Source organism: Streptomyces sp. NPDC003635 (genome assembly GCF_053587635.1).
The window spans coordinates 1-16,057 of sequence record NZ_JBSFOK010000073.1 but is presented as its reverse complement, the minus strand read 5'-3'; the positions used below and the strand labels follow the sequence as shown (position 1 = coordinate 16,057).

General features: G+C 70.2%; 12 protein-coding genes and 1 pseudogene. 10 read left to right on the top strand and 3 right to left on the bottom strand.

The genetic code is table 11. The annotated features are described in order from the left end of the window. The first annotated feature begins 42 nt into the window (after positions 1 to 42). From ACWDRW_RS37960 to ACWDRW_RS37930, 7 genes are all read left to right on the top strand, one after another. Positions 43 to 1,062, top strand: coding sequence for a rod shape-determining protein (locus tag ACWDRW_RS37960; protein ID WP_004001297.1), 1,020 nt, complete (start codon positions 43 to 45; stop codon positions 1,060 to 1,062). Between the two features lie 143 nt (positions 1,063 to 1,205). Next, positions 1,206 to 2,156, top strand: coding sequence for a rod shape-determining protein MreC (gene mreC / locus ACWDRW_RS37955; RefSeq protein WP_451732389.1), 951 nt, complete (start codon positions 1,206 to 1,208; stop codon positions 2,154 to 2,156). A 13-nt stretch (positions 2,157 to 2,169) separates the two neighbouring features. Further along, positions 2,170 to 2,847 (top strand): rod shape-determining protein MreD, encoded by a 678-nt coding sequence (mreD, locus tag ACWDRW_RS37950; protein WP_451732387.1) that lies wholly within the window; start codon positions 2,170 to 2,172, stop codon positions 2,845 to 2,847. Positions 2,848 to 2,957: 110 nt separating this feature from the next. Further along, positions 2,958 to 5,210 carry a penicillin-binding protein 2 gene (gene mrdA / locus ACWDRW_RS37945; RefSeq protein WP_451732384.1) on the top strand — a complete coding sequence of 751 codons (2,253 nt, stop codon included), beginning with the start codon at positions 2,958 to 2,960 and terminating at the stop codon, positions 5,208 to 5,210. Continuing rightward, positions 5,207 to 6,406: a rod shape-determining protein RodA gene (gene rodA / locus ACWDRW_RS37940; protein ID WP_451732381.1), complete on the top strand. Its 1,200-nt coding sequence runs from the start codon at positions 5,207 to 5,209 to the stop codon at positions 6,404 to 6,406. The genes mrdA and rodA overlap by 4 nt, the downstream gene beginning before the upstream one ends. A gap of 81 nt (positions 6,407 to 6,487) precedes the next feature. Next, positions 6,488 to 7,993, top strand: coding sequence for a CYTH and CHAD domain-containing protein (locus ACWDRW_RS37935; RefSeq protein ID WP_451732379.1), 1,506 nt, complete (start codon positions 6,488 to 6,490; stop codon positions 7,991 to 7,993). Positions 7,994 to 8,081: 88 nt separating this feature from the next. After that, positions 8,082 to 10,046 carry a TIGR03960 family B12-binding radical SAM protein gene (locus ACWDRW_RS37930; RefSeq protein ID WP_451732376.1) on the top strand — a complete coding sequence of 655 codons (1,965 nt, stop codon included), beginning with the start codon at positions 8,082 to 8,084 and terminating at the stop codon, positions 10,044 to 10,046. Positions 10,047 to 10,090: 44 nt separating this feature from the next. Here ACWDRW_RS37930 and ACWDRW_RS37925 read toward each other — a convergent pair whose 3' ends face one another. The 3 genes from ACWDRW_RS37925 to ACWDRW_RS37915 all read right to left on the bottom strand — a co-directional run bounded on the left by ACWDRW_RS37925 (position 10,091) and on the right by ACWDRW_RS37915 (position 13,046). Continuing rightward, positions 10,091 to 10,924 carry a class II glutamine amidotransferase gene (locus ACWDRW_RS37925; RefSeq protein WP_451732373.1) on the bottom strand — a complete coding sequence of 278 codons (834 nt, stop codon included), beginning with the start codon at positions 10,922 to 10,924 and terminating at the stop codon, positions 10,091 to 10,093. Between the two features lie 89 nt (positions 10,925 to 11,013). Continuing rightward, a complete protein-coding gene (locus ACWDRW_RS37920) occupies positions 11,014 to 12,144 on the bottom strand; it encodes a tetratricopeptide repeat-containing glycosyltransferase (protein WP_451732370.1) in 1,131 nt (376 codons plus the stop codon). 83 nt (positions 12,145 to 12,227) lie between these two features. Next, positions 12,228 to 13,046 (bottom strand): hypothetical protein, encoded by an 819-nt coding sequence (locus ACWDRW_RS37915; RefSeq protein ID WP_451732368.1) that lies wholly within the window; start codon positions 13,044 to 13,046, stop codon positions 12,228 to 12,230. A gap of 247 nt (positions 13,047 to 13,293) precedes the next feature. Here ACWDRW_RS37915 and ACWDRW_RS37910 point away from each other — a divergent pair, with 247 nt between their 5' ends. The 3 genes and pseudogenes from ACWDRW_RS37910 to ACWDRW_RS37900 all read left to right on the top strand — a co-directional run. Then, positions 13,294 to 14,373, top strand: coding sequence for a hypothetical protein (locus ACWDRW_RS37910; RefSeq protein ID WP_451732365.1), 1,080 nt, complete (start codon positions 13,294 to 13,296; stop codon positions 14,371 to 14,373). A gap of 46 nt (positions 14,374 to 14,419) precedes the next feature. Then, positions 14,420 to 15,181, top strand: a complete 762-nt coding sequence (locus ACWDRW_RS37905) for a TIGR03936 family radical SAM-associated protein (protein WP_451732362.1) — start codon at positions 14,420 to 14,422, stop codon at positions 15,179 to 15,181. A 262-nt stretch (positions 15,182 to 15,443) separates the two neighbouring features. Next, positions 15,444 to 16,057 (top strand): annotated as a pseudogene (locus ACWDRW_RS37900) (Rne/Rng family ribonuclease); the annotation flags it as partial.

Here is a 16,057-nt window from a genome sequence, read left to right as displayed (position 1 = left end):
AAAGCCAGCAGGAAGGCCAGACGAATCCTGATGGGGAACTCAATGTCGTTCATCGGCCGTGACATGGCTGTCGACCTCGGGACCGCCAACACGCTGGTGTACGTCAGGGGTCGCGGGATCGTACTCAACGAGCCGTCCGTCGTCGCGATCAACACCAACACCGGTGGCATCCTGGCGGTCGGCGCCGAAGCGAAGAAGATGATCGGGCGCACGCCCGGCAACATCGTTGCCGTGCGTCCGCTGAAGGACGGCGTGATCGCCGACTTCGAGATCACCGAGCGGATGCTCCGCTACTTCATCCTGAAGATCCACAAGCGGCGGTATCTGGCTCGTCCGCGGGTCGTCGTCTGTGTGCCCTCGGGCATCACCGGCGTCGAGCGCCGCGCCGTCATCGAGGCGTCGTCCCAGGCCGGCGCCCGTCAGGTGCACATCATCGAGGAGCCCATGGCCGCGGCCATCGGCTCCGGCCTGCCGGTCCACGAGGCCACGGGCAACATGGTGGTCGACATCGGCGGCGGCACCACGGAGGTCGCGGTCATCTCCCTCGGCGGCATCGTCACCGCCCAGTCCATCCGGGTCGCGGGCGACGAACTGGACAACGCGATCATCCAGCACATCAAGAAGGAGTACTCGCTCCTGCTGGGTGAGCGCACGGCCGAACAGATCAAGATCACGATCGGTTCGGCGTACGACCTCGACTCCGACGAGCACACCGAAATCCGCGGCCGGGACCTCGTCTCCGGGCTGCCCAAGACCGTCGTCATCTCCGCCGCCGAAGTGCGCAAGGCGATCGAGGAACCCGTCAACGCCATCGTGGACGCCGTCAAGACGACCCTCGACAAGTGTCCGCCGGAGCTCTCCGGCGACATCATGGACCGGGGCATCGTCCTGACCGGCGGCGGCGCCCTGCTGCGCGGTCTCGACGAGCGGCTGCGCCGGGAGACCGGCATGCCGATCCACATCGCCGAGGATCCGCTGGACAGCGTGGCGCTCGGTTCCGGCAAGTGCGTCGAGGAGTTCGAGGCGCTCCAGCAGGTCCTGGACGCCCAGCCGCGCAGATGACGTAACTCTTCGATTCCGCCGTACGAGACGATCTCCTCTCGTACGGCGGATCGTTGATATTGAGGCATAAGCTCCCACAAAGCAGCCCCTGGGTTTCCCCGGGGCTCGAAGAATTCCTATGAGGAAGGGCACGGCCGCCGCACGTGAGGGACACACGAGAGAGCCGGCTGCTCCTGGTGCTGCTGATCGCCATCGCGTTCGCACTGATCACGGTGGACATCCGCGGCGGGGAGGACTCCCCGGTCGACGGTGCCCGGCAGGCCGCGGCGACGGTCTTCGGACCGATCGAGGACGGCGTCTCGGCCGCGGTCGACCCGGTCGGCAACGCGGTCTCCGCGATCCGTGACTCCGGCGAACGCCATGACCGGATCGCCGAGCTGGAGAAGGAGAACGCCGCCCTCAAGGCCAAGCTCGGCAGCGACGACCGCAACCGCAGCAGACTCCAGCAGCTCGACAAGATGCTGAAGATCGCGGGCGAGGGCCAGTACGGCATCAAGGGCGCGGAGGTCATCGCGATAGGAGCGGCCCAGGGCTTCTCCTGGACCATCACCATCGACGCCGGCGCCAACGACGGCCTCAAGCGCGACATGACGGTCCTCAACGGCGACGGTCTGGTCGGGCGCGTGACGACGGTCGGCCCGAACACCGCGACCGTGCTGCTCGCCAGCGACCCCGACTTCACCGTCGGCACCCGCATGGAGGGCAACGACGAACTCGGCTTCGCCTCCGGACAGGGCGACGGACCGCTGCGCGTCGAACTCCTCAACGGCAAGGCGCAGGTCAAGCGGGGCGACCGTCTCGTCACCTTCGGCTCGCAGGCCGACAAGCCCTTCGTGCCCGGCGTCCCGGTCGGCGTCGTGAACCGCGTCGACCCCTCGGGCGGCGACCTGACCCGCACCCTCTACGTCACGCCGTACGTCAGCTTCACCAAGCTCGACATCGTCGGTGTCGTCGTCGAGGCCCCGAAGAAGGACCCGCGCGACACCGTGCTCCCCGACAAGCCCAAGCCGACCCCCAGGCCCACCGTGACGGTCACCGTCACCCCGTCCGGCCAGGCGCCGGTCGATGGTCAGTACCCGCAAGAAGAGCAGTAGGAGCTGAAGCCACATGCGCGTCAACCGGATCCTGCTCTCCTCCTCGCTGGTGGTCGTCGCCCTGGTGCTCCAGGTCAGCGTCCTCGCCCGGCTCCACCTCCCCGGCGCCGTCCCCGACCTGCTCCTGCTGACGGTCCTCGCGCTCGCCATGGTCTACGGCCATGTCGGCGGCGCCCTCATCGGCTTCGGCGCGGGCCTGCTCGCCGACCTCGCCCCGCCCGCCGACCACGCCGCCGGCCGCTACGCCCTGGTGCTGTGCGTCATCGGCTACCTCGCGGGCCTCATCAAGCCGGAGAACGGCCAGCTCAAGTCGGCCACCGGACCCATGGTCGTGGTGGTCGCGGCGGCCATCGGCTCCACCCTGCTCTACGCCGGTGTCGGCGCCCTCGTCGGCGACACCGCCGCCCGCCATGTCGGCCTGACCAGCCTGTTGTTCACGGCCGCGCTCTACGACCTGCTGCTCGCGCCGTTCGTCGTGCCGGGCCTGATGGCGCTGGCCAGACGCGCGGAGAACGACCCGCTCGCCGAGACCGGTTCCTCCGCGAAGACGGACATCTCCACCGGCTGGCTCTCCGGCGGCACCGGACTGCGCATCGGCAGCCAGCGCGGCGGGCTCGGGGGACTGAAGGTGAAGGCGGCCCGGGTGCGCACCGCACGCGCCGGACGCATCAAGGGGGTCAAGCGGCTGTGAGAGCGCGCGAGTTCACTCGAACGGGTTCACGGACCCGGAACGCCGATTCACAGCTCGGCCGTTCATCATTCGTACGCGCACACTCGCCTGCGCACTGAGAGGGGGAGGACATGACCAACATTCCCGAGACGGGACGGACCCCACGGGTCCAGATCCGGCTCGTCGTCATCCAGATCCTCGTCCTCTCCCTCCTCGGCACCCTCGGCGGCAGGCTCTGGTACCTCCAGATCCGCGAGGGCGAGGCCTACGCCAAGGAAGCCTCCGGCAACCACGTCCAGCAGGTCGTCGACCCGGCCGTGCGCGGCTCGATCCTGGACGCCCGCGGGGTGGCCCTCGCCGACAACGAGACACGTCTGGTCGTCTCCGCCTCCCGCACCGACCTGCTGAAGATGAAGGACGACGGCAAGGCCGTCCTCACCAAGCTCGCCGGCGTCCTCGGCATGAAGCCCAAGGACGTGATGGAGAAGGTCCGGCTCTGTGACGCCGAGACCCCCCAGCCCTGCTGGAACGGCTCGCCGTACCAGCCGATCCCCATCACCGACGAGGCCACCGCCAAGCAGGCCCTGCAGATCCGCGAGCGCGCCGAGGACTTCCCCGGCATCACCGCCGAACCGCAGGCCGTCCGGCGCTACGCGGGCCCGGGCGGCTCCAACACCGCCCAGGTCCTCGGCTATCTCTCCCCGGTCACCGACGAGGAGATCACCAAGGCCCAGGACACCGACTCGCCGTATCTGCGCTCCGACCAGGTCGGCCGCTCCGGCCTCGAGCGCCAGTACGACAAGGAGCTACGCGGCAAGGCCGGCGTCACCCGCTACGAGGTCGACAACCTCGGCCGGGTCATCGGCGAGGCCGAGGCGGACGCCGCCCAGCCCGGCTCCAACCTCGTCACCAGCATCGACGCCCGCGTCCAGCGCGTCGCGGAGTACGAGCTGAACGAGGCGATGAAGGACGCCCGCGACGTCTGGGACCGCAACACGGGCGAGAAGTACAAGGCCGACGCGGGCGCGGTCGTGGTGATGGAGGCCAAGACCGGCCGGATCGTCGCCATGGCCTCCAACCCGACCTACGACCCGAACGCCTGGGTGGGCGGTATCTCCGCCAAGGACTACAAGAGGCTCACCGGCAAGTCCTCCAACTACCCGCTGCTGAACCGCGCCATACAGGGTCAGGCAGCCCCCGGCTCGATCTTCAAGGTGGTCTCCACGGCCGCCGCGGTCCAGGCGGGCTACGACTTCGACGGACGCTACAACTGCTCCAGCTCCTACTCCGTCGGCGGCCAGGTCTTCAAGAACTTCGAGTCCCAGAACCACGGCCCGATCGACCTCGGCCGCGCCCTGGAGGTCTCCTGCGACACCGTCTACTACTCCCTCGCGCACAACGAGTGGAAGAAGGACGGCGGCATCAACCCCAAGAAGGGCCAGCCGAAGGACTACTTCTACAAGGCCGCCCACCAGTTCGGCCTCGGCGCCGAGACCGGCATCGACCTGCCCAACGAGGTCGCCGGCCGGGTCCCCGACCGCCAGTGGAAGCAGTCCTACTGGGAGGCCAACAAGGACGCCTGGTGCAAGACCGGCAAGAAGGACGGCGACTACGTCGAGAAGATCTCCTACGAGAACTGTCTCGAGGGCAACAAGATGCGCGCCGGTGACGAGATCAACTACTCCATCGGCCAGGGCGACACCCTGGTGACCCCGATCCAGATGGCCACCATCTACGCGGCCATCTCCAACGGCGGCACCCTGTACGACCCCACGGTCGGCAAGGCCGTCGTCAGCGCCGACGGCAAGCAGGTCTCCGAGATCAAGCCCAAGGCGCACGGCAAGCTGCCGGTCAGTCAGCAGACGCTCGCCCAGATGGACGATGCCCTGGCCGGCGTCGCCACCCGCGGTACCGCCGCCTGGCGGTTCGGCGGCTGGCCGCAGGACAAGATCCCAATGCACGCCAAGACCGGTACCGCCGAGGTCTACGGCAAGCAGACGACGTCCTGGTTCGCCACGTACACCAAGGACTACGCGATCGTGATGACGATCTCCCAGGGTGGTACGGGCTCCGGCGCCTCCGGTCCCGCCGTCCGCAACATCTACGACGCCCTGTACGGCGTCTCGGACGACGGCGCCATCAACAAGAAGAACGCCCTGCTGCCGACCCCCCAGAAGAACCTGCCGAAGATCCAGGCGGACGGCTCGATCCACGCCCCGAAGGTCGCCAAGGACCCGGCGAAGGACCAGCGGGCCAGCCAGGAAGGCGTGCCCGAGCAGGACGGCCAGCAGCAGGCCGCGACGGTGGGCACGCCGACGACGGAGAACCGTGAGACACGCCGCCGCCGGCAGGGCCGCGGGCGGCGTCCGAGGAGGCTGACGTGACCGGCGCCAACAGCTTCCAGATCTCCGGGTACGGACCCGAGCGGGCCGGCTGGACGCGGCTGTTCGCCCGTGACTCGCTCGCCCGCCGACTGGACTGGCCGATACTGCTGGCCGCGCTCGCGCTGTCGCTGATCGGCTCGCTCCTGGTGTTCTCGGCGACCCGGAACCGCACCGAGATCAACCAGGGCGACCAGTACTACTTCCTGGTCCGGCACATCCTGAACACCGGCATCGGCTTCGCGCTGATGATCGGCACCGTCTGGCTCGGCCACCGCACCCTGCGCACGGCGGTACCGATCCTGTACGGCGTCTCGGTCTTCCTGATCCTGCTGGTGCTCACCCCGCTGGGCTCCACCATCAACGGCGCCCACTCCTGGATCAAGCTGCCCGGCGGATTCTCGCTCCAGCCCTCGGAGTTCGTGAAGGTCACGATCATCCTGGGGATGGCGATGCTGCTGGCGGCCAGAGTGGACGCCGGCGACAAGCCCTACCCCGACCATCGCACCGTGCTGCAGGCGCTGGGCCTGGCCACCGTGCCGATGCTGATCGTGATGCTCATGCCCGACCTCGGCTCGGTCATGGTGATGGTGGTCATCGTCCTCGGCGTGCTGCTGGCCTCCGGCGCCTCCAACCGCTGGGTGTTCGGGCTGCTGTCGGCCGGAGCGCTCGGCGCGGTCGCCGTGTGGCAGCTGCACATCCTGGACGACTACCAGATCGCCCGTTTCGCCGCCTTCGCCAACCCCAGCCTCGACCCCGCCGGCGTCGGCTACAACACCAACCAGGCCAGAATCGCCATCGGCTCCGGCGGACTGACGGGCTCCGGACTCTTCAACGGCTCCCAGACCACCGGCCAGTTCGTGCCGGAGCAGCAGACCGACTTCGTCTTCACGGTGGCGGGGGAGGAGCTGGGCTTCGTCGGCGGCGGGCTCATCATCGTCCTGCTCGGCATCATGCTCTGGCGGGCCTGCCGGATCGCCCGGGAGACGACCGAGCTCTACGGCACCATCGTCGCGGCCGGGATCGTGGCCTGGTTCGCCTTCCAGTCCTTCGAGAACATCGGGATGACCCTCGGCATCATGCCGGTCACCGGTCTGCCACTGCCGTTCGTGTCGTACGGCGGATCGTCGATGTTCGCGGTGTGGGTGGCGGTGGGCCTGCTGCAGTCGATCCGGGTGCAACGCCCGATGTCCGCGTAGTCGCCGGTCAACCGCTGTTTCCCCCGGGTTCGCGGCCAGGAGGCCCTGTTGTACCGCCATGACTCCGATTACATTCGGGTCATGGCGGACACGAAGCGTGAAATCGAGCGGAAGTACGAGTCCGACGACAGCGGTCTGCCCGACCTCACCGGCGTCGCCGGGGTCGCGGCCGTCATCGACAAGGGCGTCGCCCAACTCGACGCCACCTACTACGACACCGAGGACGAACGCCTGGCCGCGTCCTCGGTCACCCTGCGCCGCCGCACCGGCGGATCCGACGCGGGCTGGCACCTGAAGTTCCCCGTGGCGCCCGGAGTCCGGGACGAGATCCACGCACCCCTGTCCGACACCGTGCCGCCCGACCTCGCCGCCCTGGTCCGCTCCCGCGTCCGCGCAGGGGAACTGCTGCCCCTCGTCCGGCTGCGCTCCGACCGTGACGTCCGCCACCTCGTCGACGCCGACGGGCAGTTGCTCGCCGAGGTCTCCGTGGACGCCGTACGCGCCGAGCGCATCGGTACCGGAGCCGGCGCCCAGTGGACCGAGATCGAGGTCGAGCTCGCCGACGGCGGCGACCCGGCCTTCCTCGACACGATGGACAAACGGCTGCGCAAGGCGGGCGTACGGCCCTCCGCGGCCGCCTCGAAGCTGGCCAGGGCGCTCGCCGAGACGGCCCCGAAGAAGAAGCGGCGCAAGAAGGGCACCACCGGGAAGCCCGTCACCGCGGGCGATCATGTCCTGGCCTATGTCCGCGAACAGCGGGACGCGATCGTCGGCCTCGACCCCGCCGTCCGCCAGGACGTCGAGGACTCCGTGCACAGCATGCGCGTCGCCACCCGGCGCATGCGCAGCACCTTCAAGTCCTTCCGCAAGGTCCTGGACCGCACGGTCACCGACCCGATCGGCGACGAGCTGAAGTGGCTGGCCGGTGAGCTGGGCGTGGACCGGGACCGGGAGGTGCTGAACGAACGCCTGCTGGCGGCCCTGGAGAAGGTGCCCCACACACTGGTCTACGGGCCGGTCGCCGAGCAGGTGCGCCGCTGGGCGGGCGAGCGGCCGGGCGGGGCGAGCAGCCGGCTGGTCGGGGTGCTGGACTCCGGCCGCTACCTGGCCCTGCTCGACGCCGTGGACGGCGTCCTCACCGATCCACCGCTGCTGAAGGCGGCCGGGAAGAAGCCCGACAAGGTGCTCGCCAAGGCCGTGCGCAAGGACTTCGGCAAGGTGTCCGCGCTCGTCGAACAGGCGCTGGAGCTGGACCCCGGCACCGACCGGGACGTCGCCATCCACGAGGCCCGCAAGAAGACCAAGCGGACCCGCTACGCGGCGGAGGCCGCCACGCCCGCCCTGGGCAAGTCGGCCAAGGGCCTGACCAAGACCATGAAGGCCCTGCAGAACCTGCTCGGCGAGCACCAGGACAGCGTCATGGCCCGCCGGACCCTGTGTGAGCTGTCCGCCGTGGCCCACGCGGCGGGGGACAGCGCCTTCACCTACGGGCTGCTCTACGGGCGCGAGGAGCATCTGGCGGCGACCGTGGAGGCCGAGCTGCCCGGGTTCTGGGACGAGAACAAGGACGCGACGGACGCCCTGTGAGCCTTCGGACGTGCGGGGGGTGTCCGCGGTCGCGTTAGGCTAGATGGTCACCCCTGTCCGTTCAGTCCAGCTCATGAAGGTACGCGAGATGCCTGCCGAAGTCGCTGCGTCGGTGTTCCCGCAGCTCGAAGCCCTGCTCCCGCACGTGCAGAAGCCGATCCAGTACGTGGGCGGAGAGCTCAACTCCACGGTCAAGCCGTGGGAGAGCTGCGACGTCCGTTGGGCGCTCATGTACCCCGACGCCTACGAGGTCGGGCTGCCCAACCAGGGCGTCATGATCCTCTACGAGGTCCTGAACGAACAGGAGGGCGTCCTCGCCGAGCGCACCTACAGCGTGTGGCCGGACCTGGAGGCCCTGATGCGGGAGCACGGCGTCCCGCAGTTCACGGTGGACAGCCACCGGCCCGTCCGCGACTTCGACGTGCTGGGGCTGAGCTTCTCCACCGAGCTGGGCTACACCAACATGCTCACGGCGCTGGACCTCGCCGGGATCCCGCTGGAGTCCAAGGACCGGACGATCGACGACCCGATCGTTCTGGCCGGAGGTCACGCGGCCTTCAACCCCGAGCCGATCGCGGACTTCATCGACGCGGCGATCATCGGCGACGGCGAGCAGGCCGTGCTCGACATGACGAAGATCATCCGGCAGTGGAAGGCCGAGGGCCGCCCCGGTGGCCGCGAGGAGGTCCTCTTCCGGCTGGCCAAGACCGGCGGCGTGTACATCCCGGCGTTCTACGACGTCGAGTACCTCCCCGACGGCCGCATCGCCCGTGTCGTACCGAACAAGTCGGGCGTCCCGTGGCGTGTGTCGAAGCACACGGTGATGGACCTCGACGAGTGGCCGTACCCCAAGCAGCCCCTCGTCCCCCTGGCCGAGACGGTCCACGAGCGCATGTCCGTGGAGATCTTCCGCGGCTGCACCCGGGGCTGCCGCTTCTGCCAGGCCGGCATGATCACCCGCCCGGTGCGCGAGCGCTCGATCACCGGCATCGGCGAGATGGTCGACAAGGGCCTGAAGGCGACCGGCTTCGAGGAGGTCGGCCTGCTGTCCCTGTCCTCGGCCGACCACAGCGAGATCGGTGAGGTCGCGAAGGGCCTGGCGGACCGGTACGAGGAGGACAAGATCGGCTTGTCCCTCCCCTCCACCCGCGTCGACGCCTTCAACATCGACCTGGCCAACGAGCTGACCAGGAACGGCCGCCGCTCCGGTCTCACCTTCGCCCCCGAGGGCGGCTCGGAGCGCATCCGCAAGGTCATCAACAAGATGGTCTCGGAGGACGACCTGATCCGTACCGTCTCGACGGCCTACGGCAACGGCTGGCGCCAGGTGAAGCTGTACTTCATGTGCGGCCTGCCGACGGAGACCGACGACGACGTCCTCCAGATCGCGGACATGGCGACGAAGGTCATCGCGAAGGGCCGCGAGGTCTCCCGCTCCAACGACATCCGCTGCACGGTCTCGATCGGCGGCTTCGTCCCCAAGCCCCACACGCCGTTCCAGTGGGCCCCGCAGCTGAGCGCGGAGGAGACGGACGCCCGCCTGGAGAAGCTCCGGGACAAGATCCGCGGCGACAAGAAGTACGGCCGCTCGATCGGCTTCCGCTACCACGACGGCAAGCCCGGCATCGTCGAGGGCCTGCTGTCGCGCGGCGACCGCCGCATCGGCGCCGTCATCCGCGCGGTCTACGACGACGGCGGCCGCTTCGACGGCTGGCGCGAGCACTTCTCCTACGACCGCTGGATGGCCTGCGCGGACAAGGCGCTGGCCCCCTTCGGCGTCGACGTCGACTGGTACACCACCCGCGAGCGCACCTACGAGGAAGTCCTCCCCTGGGACCACCTCGACTCCGGCCTCGACAAGGACTGGCTCTGGGAGGACTGGCAGGACGCCCTCGACGAGACGGAGGTCGAGGACTGCCGCTGGACGCCGTGCTTCGACTGCGGGGTGTGCCCGCAGATGGACACCCACATCCAGATCGGCCCCACGGGCAAGAAGCTGCTGCCTCTCGCGGTCAAGAACGCGACGCCGGCGCCCGGCGGGCACTCGCACTGAGGCGAGGGGGACGCCGGTCGGAAGCGGCTGACTGGACGTCGGGCTCAGTTGTACTGGGGCTGGAAGGGGTGGAGGGCGTCTTCGCCTGGGTGGACTATGCCGTAGCTGCTCTCGGGGACCTCGTTCCAGGAGCCGGGGAGGTTGCCGAGGGGTTCGGAGACGACCAGGCGGGTTTCGTCGCCCACATCGCGGAGGAACGCGGCGTCCGGGTGGAGCGCGCGCAGGGATTCCACCCTGGTGCTGTAGTACAGGGACCGCGAGGCACCCTCGCTGGAGTAGCGGAACGCCCACAGGCGGTCGCCGTCGGCCACGGCGACCGTCATCTGGAGGGGGTGCGCTACGCCGTGTCTGCGTCCCGTCTCCTCGACCAGGCCGGCCATCCGTGCCACGGCACTCGGCGGGTCCTCGGTGAGGCCGAAGGTCAGGGCCAGGAAGAACATCAGTTCGGAGTCGGTGGATCCCTCGATCTCGGAGTAGAGGGAGGGATCGACGGCCACCGCGAGATCGCGTTTCAGCTGGTGGAATTCGTTGATCGCGCCGTTGTGCATCCACAGCCAGCGGTCTCTCCGGAACGGGTGGCAGTTGGTCTGCTGTACGGCCGTTCCGGTCGTCGCCCTGATGTGGGCGAAGAACAGACCGGAGCGGATGTGACGGGCGACCTCCTGGAGGTTCCGGTTGTTCCAGGCCGGGCCCACGTCCCGCAGCACCGCCGGTGTGGTGAGGTCCTGTGTGTACCAGCCGATGCCGAAGCCGTCACCGTTGGTGGTCTCCACGCCCATGCGGGAGTGCAGGCTCTGGTCGATCAGATTGTGCTCAGGTTCGAACAGGACGTGGCTGAGCAGGACAGGCGTGCCCGAGTAGGCGATCCAGCGGCACATCCGCGCACCCACCTTCCTCTGGGGGAGGACGGCGACCTTTCTAGGACAAGTATCCGCTGGCCCGGCGGGTGCGGCACGCCCGGCTTCGGTCACGCGTTCGCCGGTTGTGCCGGTTGGGTGCGGGGGGTGGACAGGGCGAGTCTCGTGCGGGCGAAGTCTCGGTTGGCTGTGACGCGTTCGCGGTGCGGGTCGGGGAGTTTGCCGCTGTCCAGGAGTTGTTCGCAGGCCTCCAGTGATTCGCGGTAGGCGCCCATCCAGTACGCCGCCACCGCCAGTTCGTCCAGGGCCTGCCAGTCGTACCAGGCGTGTTCCACGAAGAGGATGTCGTCGGGGAGCGGGATCTCCGCCGCGCGGCGGGCGAACAGGTAGGCGAGCGGCCAGCTTTCTCCCTGGGTCCGGCACAGGCGGGCGAGTTCGCCGAGGGGTTCGGCGCGGGTGGGGCGGTGCTCGTGGGCGTCCAGGAAGCGGGCCATGACCTCGGGTGTGCGGCGCTTGAGGGCCTGGGCCAGGCGGGCCGCGTAGAGGCGGGAGCAGAACGCCTCCTCGACGAAGCCGGCCATGGCCGCGCGCCGGTCGTAGGCGGCGAGCGCCTTCGCCGGTTCGCCGGCGTCCCGCCAGCTCTGGGCGAGGTAGAAGGCGTAGCGGGTGTTGTCCGGTTCCTTGGTGAGCGCGTCCTTCAGGAGCGCGGCGTCGTGCAGGTACTTCTGGCGGTCGCTGCCGCGCGACCGGCCGCCGCCGCCCATGATGACCATGCGGACGCCGTCCAGGGTGGCCCGGCTGAACTCCGCGTCGCATTCCAGGTATTCGTGCAGGACGCCCTCGTACCGCCAGGGGAGGCGGGTCGAGACCAGTGTGGGGCGGTGGTGGACGACGGGGCCGTGGTGGACGGCCATGTCGTAGCAGTCCTCGGTCAGGTCCGGGAGGGTGATGCCGGGGGCGGTCTCCAGTACGTCGTCGGCGTCGATGAAGAGGAGATGGCTCGCGCGGTCCCGGGCCCGTTCGATCGCCTCCGTGCGGCTCGGGCCGAAGCCCTTCCAGGGGCTCTCGTACAGCGTGCCGGGCAGGTCGGCGAGGGTGTCGCGGACCAGTTGCTGGGTGCCGTCGGTCGATCCGGTGTCCACGATCACCCAGGTGTCGACGAGGGGCCGTACGGAGTCCAGGCAGCGGCGGATCACATGTGCCTCGTCCTTGACGATCATGTTGAGGCAGAGCTTCTTCAATGGGTTCTCCCTTTCCGGATCGGTACGGCGAGGGGCACCCGGCGGCCCTGACGATCCGCCGGACGCCCCTGTGTCGCGGTGGGCTACGGGACGACGGTCCCGCCGTTCACGGCGCCGGGGGCCGGCTGCCGGTTCACGAGAGACCATGCCGTGGTGCACGACAGGGTGGGGGTGGCGTCGGTCTCCACGTCACAGGTGGTGCCGTAGATCTGCCCGGCGGTGGTGATGACCTCGATCGCCAGGTCTCCTTCCGTTCCCATGCCCAGCGCCTGCTGGGACAGGGCGATCGCGCAGGCGTTCGACGGGTAGTTGGCGAGCCCGCTGAGGTCGGTCCACAGGAAGGCCCCGGGGGTCGGCTGCAGGTCGCGAATGCCCGCGTAGGCCCTGGCCGGACCGCCCATGACCGGCGGGGTCAGTGCGGCTCGGACCTCGAAGTTGTTCTCGTCCCGGCTGGCGTCGATGTCGACACAGGGGCCGGCCGGGCCGGTTGCGCCCGTGGCGCCGGTCGCACCCGTGGCCCCGGTGGCACCCGTCGCGCCGGTGCCGCCCGGGCCGGTGGCGCCGGTGGCCCCGGTCGCGCCCGTCGGGCCGGTCGGGCCGGTCGCTCCGGTGGCGCCCGTCGCGCCCGTGGCGCCGCGGCACTTGTCCTTGTCGCCCGTGTACGTCTCCGCTGCCGCGGCCTCGGCGGCCGATCTGGGCTTGTGCGGCTTGTGTGGCTTGCAGTCGTTGCCCCCGGACTGCCGTGCGGTGGGCCGGTCGTCGGACACGGCGTGGGCGGCCGCCGCGGCGGGCGTGACCACGCCGGCCGCGATGACCAGGGCGAGCGAGGTCACGACCCCGGCCTTCTGCAACCGCGCCCTGGCCAGCGGGCCCAGCGGGGCGGGTGTGGGTCGAGGACTCATAGGCATGCTCCTTGGCGGGAAGGGTCCGGGCGAGTCCCGGACCGCAGTGCCGAGGGTGACCCGAGGGCCGCGTACCGACCGCCGTGGACGCGAGTAACGCGCCGTCAAATAGGTAAAACGGTCTAGCGGATGAGGTGAACGGACCAACGGTCCAACGGCCCGTGGCTGTGACCGTCTTGGGACAGACGTGATGGCATCGCAACCCGCGCGGCGCACCCGGAGCGTCGCGCGCCGCGTCTTGTCCGGTATGGAATCGCACAAGTCACCGCCCGAGCCCCGGCAGCCGGAAGGATGCCTGGTCACCGCCATCCGCATCCCCGTGCGGATCATCGTGCTGGTGCTGGTCGTACCGGTGCGCATGGTGTGGGACGCGCTGGTCGTCGGGTGGCGGTTCCTGAACGACACGGTGTTCCGGCCGGTCGGGCGGGCGCTGCTGTGGGTGGGGCGGGCGCTGTTCGTCTGGCCCTTCGTCGGACTGTGGCGGTATCTGCTGGTGCCGCTCGGGCGGGGACTGGCCTGGCTCGGGAACGTGCTGGTCGTCGTACCGCTCGGGTGGCTGTACCGGTATGTGCTCACTCCCGTCGGGCATGCCCTCGCCTGGGTGGGCCGGGGGATCGCGGCCGGGTTCGGGTGGCTGTACGCGCGCGTGCTGACGCCCGTCGGGCATGCCGTCCTGTGGGTGCTCAAGGGGATCGGTGTCGGGCTCGCGGCGCTGGGGGTCGGGGTGTACTCCGTCGCCGCCTGGCTGGTGCGGTACCTGGTGGTCGTTCCGGCGGTGTGGCTGTACCGATGGGTGCTCACGCCCGTCGGGCACGCCTTCACATGGGTCGTGCGGGCGATCGGCATCGCGCTGTACTGGATCACCCGGGTGCTGTTCGTGCTGCCCGCGCTCGCCGTGTGGCGGTATCTCCTGGTGCCCGTAGGGCGGGTGCTCGCCGTCGTGGGGCGGGAGATCTGGGACGCGCTGGGGCACGCCTGGCGGGTCGCCGGGCGGATCTCGCTCGCCGTCGGGCGGTTCTTCGGGACGCTCTTCCGGTGGATCTTCGTGGAGCCGGTGCGATGGGTGTACCGGACCGTTCTGACTCCGGTCGGACATGTCGTGCGGGACGCCGTGCTGCGCCCCGTAGCCGAGGCCGCGCGGAGCGTGGGGCGGGCCACCCGGCAGGCGCTCGCGGCGGCCCGGGAGTCCGCCCGGCAGGCCCGCGCGGACTTCCGGCGGATGGTGTTCGGGGAGCCCCGGAAGCGGGAGGCGGTGGCCCGGCGGGAACCGCGGGGCGCCGAAACACGTACTCTTGGTAGCAGTACGACCGCTCTCACGAAGGACTAGGACACTGGGCAAGCGACAGCCCGAAGGCCCGCCGCCCGCACCCGCGGTGCAGCGCATCCGACTGCGCTACACCAAGCGCGGCCGCCTGAGGTTCACCAGCCACCGAGACTTCCAGCGCGCTTTCGAGCGTGCGCTGCGCCGTGCCGAGGTGCCGATGGCGTACTCGGCGGGGTTCACGCCGCATCCGAAGGTGTCGTACGCCAATGCCGCACCCACCGGCACGGGCAGTGAGGCGGAGTACCTGGAGATCGCGCTCACCGCGGCGCGGGACCCGGAGCAGCTCAGGACGCTGCTCGACGAGTCGCTGCCCGCCGGGCTCGATGTCGTCGACGCGGTCGAGGCCCGGACCTCCGGGCTCGCCGACCGGCTGACGGCTTCCGTGTGGGAGCTGCGGCTCGACGGAGTGGATCCGGCCGAGGCCGAGCGGGCCGTGGCCGCGTTCAACGCCGCCGAGTCCGTAGAGGTCCAGCGCATGACCAAGAACGGCGTCCGGACCTTCGATGCCCGCCCCGCGGTCGTGGATCTTGCAACGCACAGTGAGACGGCTGATAGGCCGACCGACCAGCCCTGTGCGATACTGCGGCTGGTTGTTCGGCACGTGACGCCTGCCGTACGACCCGACGACGTCCTGTCCGGTCTCCGCGCCGTGGCCGACCTGGCGCCGCCGGTCCCCGCAGCGGTGACCAGGCTGGCGCAGGGGCTGTTCGATGAAGAGACCGGCACGGTGACCGACCCGCTCGCGCCCGACCGCGAGGCGGCGGAGGCCCAGGTGGCCGGATCCGCTGCCGCCGCGAAGGCGTCGGCGTAAGGAAGGTCCCGCGAAGGGACGGACGTCGAAGCGCCGCCCTCGTACTCGGGAGCCACCTGGGTCGGGCAGCGCACCGACCAGAAGACTTTCGCCAGGCCGTGCGCATGAGGCGTACGGAACCGGCGAGACAGGACACAGAGAGCTCCCGTGCGGCGCCCGCGCCCCGGACGGCGGCAGTCGCGTACGACGCGAGCCGCGGACGTCACCGGCACACCGCCGGACCAGGCGCGGCGCCCGGGAGCCTGACGGGAGAAACGCCCGCATGCTCGAGCCGATCGAACCCACCGAGGGTTCCGAACCGAATACACCCAGCGACACCCTGCCGCCGCGTCGTCGGCGCCGTGCCGCCTCGCGGCCGGCGGGTCCGCCGGTCAACCCCGCCGCCTCCGCCGAGACCGAGGTCGCGCCGGCCATACCGGACGCCGAGGACGACAAGGCCGAGGTCGAGGAGACCGTGGCCGCCGTGACTCCGGAGGCCGAGGAAACCGTCGAGGTCAGCGAGGCCGAAGAGGCCGCTGAGACCGAAGCGACGGCAGACGCCGAAGAGGCGGAAGCGGGCGAAGAGTCCGCCGAGGCCACTGCGGCCGCCGTCGCCGACGACGGTCCCGCCCTCGGCCGTACGCGTCGCCGTGTGGTCCGCCGGGCGTCCGCGCCCGCCGGTGCGCCCGCCGCGGCCGAGGCCGCCGAGACCATCGTGCCCGCGAGCAGCTCCGCCGAGGAGAACGCGCCCGCAACCGAGGGCGTCGAGGCCGCCTCCCCCGCCGTCGCTGTGGAGGACGCCGCGCCGCGCCGCCCTCGCCGCCGCGCCACCCGCAAGGTGTCCGCGCCCGCCGGTGCCCCCGAGGCGGCGGAGGTCGTCGCCCCGGAGCCGACGCC

Bases quoted from the DNA above. Each gene is read 5' to 3' on its own strand.
- ACWDRW_RS37960 (WP_004001297.1), top strand. From the start codon at position 43: ATGTCGTTCATCGGCCGTGACATGGCTGTCGACCTCGGGACCGCCAAC.
- mreD (WP_451732387.1), top strand. From the start codon at position 2,170: ATGCGCGTCAACCGGATCCTGCTCTCCTCCTCGCTGGTGGTCGTCGCC.
- mrdA (WP_451732384.1), top strand. From the start codon at position 2,958: ATGACCAACATTCCCGAGACGGGACGGACCCCACGGGTCCAGATCCGG.
- ACWDRW_RS37935 (WP_451732379.1), top strand. From the start codon at position 6,488: ATGGCGGACACGAAGCGTGAAATCGAGCGGAAGTACGAGTCCGACGAC.
- ACWDRW_RS37930 (WP_451732376.1), top strand. From the start codon at position 8,082: ATGCCTGCCGAAGTCGCTGCGTCGGTGTTCCCGCAGCTCGAAGCCCTG.
- ACWDRW_RS37925 (WP_451732373.1), bottom strand. From the start codon at position 10,924: ATGTGCCGCTGGATCGCCTACTCGGGCACGCCTGTCCTGCTCAGCCAC.
- ACWDRW_RS37915 (WP_451732368.1), bottom strand. From the start codon at position 13,046: ATGAGTCCTCGACCCACACCCGCCCCGCTGGGCCCGCTGGCCAGGGCG.
- ACWDRW_RS37910 (WP_451732365.1), top strand. From the start codon at position 13,294: ATGGAATCGCACAAGTCACCGCCCGAGCCCCGGCAGCCGGAAGGATGC.